Source organism: Promicromonospora kroppenstedtii DSM 19349, assembly GCF_000515355.1.
In the GTDB taxonomy this organism is placed as follows: Bacteria; Actinomycetota; Actinomycetes; order Actinomycetales; family Cellulomonadaceae; genus Promicromonospora; species Promicromonospora kroppenstedtii.
Genome location: NZ_KI911653.1, coordinates 1,558 through 8,062, shown reverse-complemented (window position 1 = coordinate 8,062; position 6,505 = coordinate 1,558). Strand labels below are relative to the sequence as shown.

At 70.4% G+C, this 6,505-nt stretch carries 6 protein-coding genes; 1 reads left to right on the top strand and 5 read right to left on the bottom strand.

All coding sequences use genetic code 11. The features are described from left to right. The 5 genes from PROKR_RS10255 to PROKR_RS10235 form a co-directional block, all read right to left on the bottom strand. Positions 1–695, bottom strand: a 695-nt coding sequence (locus tag PROKR_RS10255; RefSeq protein WP_036962899.1) for an ROK family protein, incomplete at its 3' end; no start/stop codon positions are given. Positions 696–760: 65 nt separating this feature from the next. Next, positions 761–1,612 (bottom strand): carbohydrate ABC transporter permease, encoded by an 852-nt coding sequence (locus PROKR_RS10250; protein WP_051432858.1) that lies wholly within the window; start codon positions 1,610–1,612, stop codon positions 761–763. Beyond that, positions 1,609–2,556 (bottom strand): carbohydrate ABC transporter permease, encoded by a 948-nt coding sequence (locus PROKR_RS10245; RefSeq protein ID WP_036962830.1) that lies wholly within the window; start codon positions 2,554–2,556, stop codon positions 1,609–1,611. The genes PROKR_RS10250 and PROKR_RS10245 overlap by 4 nt, the downstream gene beginning before the upstream one ends. Before the next feature lie 135 nt (positions 2,557–2,691). Beyond that, entirely contained in the window at positions 2,692–3,984 is a 1,293-nt protein-coding gene (locus tag PROKR_RS10240; protein WP_036962828.1) for an extracellular solute-binding protein, read from the bottom strand. Between the two features lie 90 nt (positions 3,985–4,074). Then, complete coding sequence (locus PROKR_RS10235; RefSeq protein WP_051432856.1) at positions 4,075–5,229, bottom strand: ROK family transcriptional regulator; 1,155 nt, start codon at positions 5,227–5,229, stop codon at positions 4,075–4,077. 308 nt (positions 5,230–5,537) lie between these two features. Between PROKR_RS10235 and PROKR_RS10230 the strand changes: the two genes are divergently transcribed. Next, the coding region (locus PROKR_RS10230; RefSeq protein ID WP_169736379.1) for a DUF4349 domain-containing protein at positions 5,538–6,505 on the top strand (968 nt) is incomplete at its 3' end.

The window sequence follows — 6,505 nt, the reverse complement described above, 5'->3', positions numbered from 1 at the left end:
GCCGCCTCGAACAGCTCGACCGGGGCGGGCTTGCCGTGCCGCGACGGCCACGCCGCCTCCAGCGCCTTGCCCGAGGCGAACCGCTCCAGGCACCCCCGCTGTCCGCACGGGCACTCCGGCCCGAGCGGGTCCACGGGGATGTGCCCGATCTCACCGGCCGCGCCGCTCGCGCCGCGACGTAGCTCGCCGTCCAGCACCAGGCCGGACGCGAGACCCGTGCCCAGCGCGAGGAACGCGAGGTCCTCGTGCTCGGCGGCGCCGCGCTCCGAGCTCTCCGACCGTTCCAGCACGTGCGCGGCGCCGACGGCGGCCACGTTGAGGTCGTTCTCGACCACCACGGGCACGCCGCCCAGCGCCAGGGAGAGCAGGTCGGCGAGCGGCAGCTCGTCGTCGTGCACCCCCAGGTTGACCGCGTGCTTCACCGTGCCGGACACGTGGTCGACGATGCCGGGGATGCCGAGCCCGACGCCGACCACCGCCGCGAGCTCCACCCCGCCCGACTCCACGACCTCCCGCACGGCGCCCGCCGCACCCGCGACCAGGCCGTCCGCCCCGTGCACCGTGGACCGGCGCACCGTGGCGACCACCTCGCCCGCCGGGTCGAGGAGCGCACCGAGGATCTTGGTGCCGCCGATGTCGAGGCCGACCGTGTACTCGGGCGCGGCAGCCCCCTGCCGCTTGCCGACCTTTCCCATCCCGACCTTTCGCTTGCTCGAACCACCCTTGGAACTGCTGCCGCCGGACTTCCGCCGACCGCCCATCAGCCCTTCACCGCGCCGGAGACCAGCCCGCCGGTCATCCGGCCCTGCACGATGAGGAAGAAGATCACCGCGGGGATCGCGATGAGCACCGAGGCCGCCATCACCGCACCCCAGTTGGTGGCCTGCGTGGCCTGCACGAACGTGCGCAGCCACAGGGGCAGGGTCATCGCCTCGGGACGCTGCATGATCACGAGCGCCGTGACGAACTCGTTCCACGCCTGGATGAACGCGAACACACCGGTGGCCACCAGGCCCGGGGCGAGCAGCGGGAACGTCACCCGCCAGAACGCGCCGGCCCGGGAACAGCCGTCGATCATCGCCGCCTCCTCCAGCTCCTTGGGTACCCCGTTGACGAATCCGCGTAGTGTCCAGATCGTGAACGGCAGGACTCCCGCCGTGTACACGAACGTGAGGCCGATGATCGTGTTGAGCAGCTGCCAGCCGTCGATGATCCGGAACATCGAGATGATCATCGCCTCTCCGGGGATCATCTGGACGACGAGGATCAGCACGATGAAGGTACGGCGGCCCTTGAACTGGAACCGGGTGAGGGCCAGCGAGGCGACGAAGCCCACGACCAGCGCGATCACCAGGGTCAGGAACGTCACGCCGATCGAGTTGAGCACGGCCGGCGCGAACGGCGCCCGTGGGCTGAAGATCGCCGCGCGGTAGTTGTCCAGGGTGAACACGTCCGGCGTCGGGAAGAACGCGAGGTTCTCGCCCCGGATCCGGTTGTTCGGCAGGAACGAGGTGCTGACCATCCAGTACACGGGGAAGGCCGAGAGCACGAAGACCATCAGGGCCAGGGCGCCGAACCCGGTGTCGGCCAGTCGCTTGCGGATGTTGATCACAGCTCTTCCTCCCGCAGCGTCCGCCGCACATAGGGGTACGCGATGGCCAGCATGACGATCACGAAGATGACACCGATCGCGCTCGCCACGCCGTAGTGCCCCTGGGCCATACCGGTCTGGTAGATGTAGACGCCGATGGTGCTGGTCAGCTCGCGGTCACCGCCGATGTCCTGCAGCACGAAGACCTGCGTGAAGAGCTTCAGGTCCCAGATCATCGACAGCACCACGAGCACGGTGACGATGCTGCGCACGTAGGGCAGCTGGATGAGCCGGAAGCGCTGGAACGCACTCGCGCCGTCGAGCTGCGCGGCCTCGATGACCTCCTCCGGGATCTGCGTCAGGCCCGCGTACAGCGTGAACGCGACGAACGGCACGGCGCCCCACACGACGATGCACGTCACGATCACGAAGAACGACAGCGGGTTGAGCAGCCAGGAGTAGCCGAACCACCGGTCCCCGGTGATCGAGGTGAGGAGGTTGTTCACCACGCCGTACTGCGTGTCGAACAGCCAGCCCCACACGGTGGTGGCGGCCAGCGACGGCATGGCCCAGGCCAGCAGCAGGCCGACGGACACCAGGAGCCGCATGGCCTTGCCGACCCGCATCATCAGCAGAGCCACGAGCATGCCGAGCACGATCGTGACGACCACCAGGACGACCATGAGCACGAAGCTGCGGGCCAGCACGGTCCAGAAACCGTCGACGTCGGTCAGGATCGCCGCGTAGTTGTCGAACCCGACCCACTCGGCGGGCAGGCCCATCAGCTGGGCCCGCTCGTACTCCTGGAACGACATGACGACCAGGCGGACGAGCGGGAACCCGGTCAGCACGCCGAGGATGACCATCGTGGCCGACAGCAGGAGCCAGGGCAGGTACGGGGGCCGGCGCTTGCGCCGGATCTCTTGGCGCGGTGGCGCCGGGGCATCGAGAAGTGTGGAGCTCATGTCCTGTCTTCCTCTGAGGCGGCCGGCTGCCGCTCCACTGGAAGAGCAGCCGCGGGCATCAGGCGGGCAGTGGTGTCCCGTCCCGCCCGGGCTCGAGATGGCGCCGGGCGGGACGGGAAGTCGTGCTGACCGAGGTCAGCTGTTGAGGATCTCCTCGATGTCCGCGTCGAGCTTCTCCGCGATGGTCTTCACGTCCTCGCCGGCGGCGATCCGCGAGAACGCGGTCTGCAGCAGCGTCTTGGACTCGACGTCGGCCCACTTCGGGGAGGCCGGGGTGAGCTTCGCGTTGGCGGCGGCCTCTGCGGCGGCCTTGCCGATCGACGTCGACTGGTCGACCTGCTCGAAGAGCGAGGTCTTGGCCGGGAAGAGGCCGATGCCGGCGAGGATCGACTGGTACTCGTCGCTGAGCAGGATCTCGTAGGCGCTCATCGCGAGGTCAGGACGCGCGGACTTCTGCGCGATGGCGATGTTCGAGCCGCCGGCGAACACCTGGGCGGCGCCGCCGTCCTTGCCCGGCAGGGCGATGCCCTCGAGGTCCTTGCCGTACGTCGAGGCGCAGCCGGGGACGCCGTCCGGGTCCTCAGGCTTCTCGGGGGCGTTGATGGACCACTGGATCCAGCTCGGCGCCGAGAGGAAGGCGACCTTGCCCTCGCAGAACGGCACCTGCAGGTCGGTCTCCTGCGCGTCGGACGGCGCGTTGTTGCCCTTGGTCATGATGGTCTGGATCTGCTCCAGGCCCGCGAGGCCGCCTTCGGACGAGAAGCCCGCGTCCCAGGTGCCGTCCTCGGCCTGCTCGGCGATGTAGCCGCCGTTCTCCCAGATGAAGGGCAGGGCGTTGTACCAGTCCTGGCCGGGCCAGTAGACGCCGGACAGGTCGTCCGTCTTCAGGTCGACGGCGGTCTCGACGTACTCGTCGAGCGTGGTCGGCACCTCGGTGTCGCCCAGGACCTGCTTGGAGTAGAAGACGACGCGCGAGCCCGAGTAGTACGGCAGGGCGTAGTGCTTGCCCTCCCAGTCACCGGCCTCGACGAAGCCGGGGAGCAGGTCGGAGCCGCCCAGCGTCTCGAACTCGTCCGCGGTGATCTCACGGAAGTAGCCCGCCGAGGTGAACGCGGCGGCCTGGGTGTTGCCGATCTCGACGACGTCGGGGGCGTCCGAGCCGGACAGCGCCGTCGTGTACTTGTCGACCAGGCCGTCCCAGGCCTGCTCCTCGATCGTGAGCGTGCTGCCCGGGTTCTCCTCCTCGAAGGTCTTCTTGAGGTAGTCGCGCGCCTCCGGGGGCGTGTCGGTGCCGACGAGCCAGACCCGGACCTCGCCGGGGCCGGTCTCCTCGGGGGCCGCGGCGCCGCCGGCGTTACCGCAGGCGCTGAGCGCGAGCGTCAGGGTGATCGCCGACGCCGCAGCGCCGACGAGACGGTTCTTGTTCACGTGTGGGTTCCTCCCGGGATACGACTGTGTGTCGCGGAACATTGGGAAAGCTCGATGGGATGCCCTCCGCCCACACGTGCGCACTGATGCTCACGAGACCCCCAGCTGGGCGGAAAGCACGAGGACGGCGGCACCCGCCAGCACCACGTCCTCGTCGAGTGCGGCCATCCGCAGCTGCAGGCCGGTGTTGATGGCCGGCATGGTCCGCTGTCGGATGGTGTCCAGCGCAGCCTCGCGCAGGGGGCCGTCGAGCAGGTCGCGCGGACCGCTCAGCAGCACCTCCGTGAGGTTGAGCGCGCTGACGACCGGGGCGAGGGTCACACCCAGCACCCGGCCGGCCGACGCCAGGGCGGCGTCGGAATCTTCTTGGCTCTTGTCCGCCACCGCGCGCCGCAGCGCCGGCACGGACAGGACCGTCTCGAGGCAGCCCACGCGACCGCAGGCGCAGGGCTCGCCGTCGTCCACGACGGTGACGTGGCCGATCTCGCCCGCGGCGTCGCGCTGGCCGTGCACCCGCACGCCGTCGACCACCACGCCCGCGCCGACGCCCGCACCCACGGTGACCACCAGCATGCTGCCGGTCGCGCCGCCGTAGGTGAACTCGCCGAGGGCCGCCGTGTTGGCGTCGTTCGCCACGTGCACGGGCAGGCCCAGGCGCTCGCCCAGGAGCTCGGCGAGCGGTACGTCGTACCAGCCTCGGTTCGGCGCCTCGACGACGCGCCCGTCGAGGTCGATGATGCCGGGCGATCCGACGCCGACGCCGATCACGGGGTGGTTCGCCGCCGCGACGAGCCGGCGGACGAAGCGGGTGAGCAGGTCGACCAGCTCGTCCCCCGTGCGCCCGTCGATGTCGAGCTGGCGGCGCACCTGGATCTGACCGGTGAGGCTGAGCACCGCGCCGCGCATGTGGCCGTGCTCGGTGAGGTCCACCGCGACGATCTGGTAGGCGTCCGTGCGCAGGCCCACCAGGATGGCGGGCTTGCCGACGCGCTGACCGGGGCGGGTGCCGAGCTCCTCGACCAGGCCCTCGGTGATGAGCACGGAGACCAGGTCGGAGATGGTCACGCGGGTGAGCGAGGTCGCTCGTGCGAGGTCGGCCCGGGAGGTGGGCCCCTCGTGGAAGAGGTGCTGCAGCACCAGGGACCGGTTGTGCGCCCTGGCGTGCTCGGGAAGCACCTTGGACGTCGCGCGCAGCCGTGCCCCGAGCCCTCGCCCGGTACCGCTGCGTTCTGTCGCCGTCGCCATGTTTGTTAGTAGACCTCCTTAACAGAGTCGCTGTCCATTGCCGGGTATGACCCGTAACAAGACTGTTACTTGGGTCACGCTGCTCCTGACTCCGGACGGACCCCGTTCGACGTGGACCGATTACTTCACGTGCCTGACGAATCCGAGCCTGCACCAAGCGGGCGGGCGGAGCACGGCGTGACCGGAACGTGATCAAGAACCGTGCAAAACAGATGAAAAATCGGGTCACCTGGGCCACAAGTTCACAAAGGGATCACAGTTCTCAGTTGAGGCGGGTTCCGGCACCGCCGGGCTCCTACGCTCGTCCCATGATTCGCATCCGGTCTGCTCTGGGGGACGCGGGCCCGCCCGCGCGCCGACTCGTCCACGCCCTCGTGGCCGCGGTGGCCGGCGGGACTCTCGTGATCTCCCTCGCGGCGTGCTCCGGCGGCGGGGACTCCGGTTCGGAGGCAGCGTCCGACGGCGGCGCGGCGCGCAGCGAGATGGTCGCCCCCGATGCCGCGGCGGACCAGGCTGGCGACGCCGCCACCGGTGCGATCGGCCTCACCGAGGCCCGCGAGGAAGCGGTGGACCGCGAGCTCGTCACCACCGGCAACGCGACGCTCGCGGCCGAGGACCCGTTCGCGGCCGCCGAGCAGATCAGCGGCCTCGTGGAGGAGGCCGGTGGCCGGGTCGAGGCTCGCGACGAGCGCGCCGAGACCGACGACGAGCCGGGCAGCGCGTCGATGACGCTGCGCATCCCCGCCGACCGCGTCTCGGCCACCCTGGACGCCCTCGACAAGCTGGGCGACGTGCGCGACCGGCACGTGGAGACGGTCGACGTCACCGGCACCGCGCAGGACCTGGACGCGCGTATCGAGGCGCTCCGCACCTCGACCGACCGGCTGCGCGAGCTCATGGCCGAGGCCGACCGGACCGCCGACCTGATCGAGATCGAGGCTGAGCTCTCCACGAGGCAGGCCGAGCTGGACTCCCGGGTCTCGGAGCGCAACCGGCTCTCGGACGAGGTCGCGATGTCCACCCTGCAGGTCGAGATCGTCGCGGAGGGCACCCCGGCGGCGCAGGCGAAGCCCGGCGGCTTCGTCGGCGGCCTGACGGCGGGGTGGAGCGCGCTGGTGAGCACGTTCAACGTGGTGGTGCTGATCCTCGGCGCGATCATCCCGTGGCTCGCGTTCGGCGGGGTGGTGCTGCTGGTGGTGATCGGGGTGCGCAGGCAGCTCGCCAGGGCCCGCTCCGGCGGCCCGACGCCGCCCGCCGTGGAGCCGGAGCCCGCCCC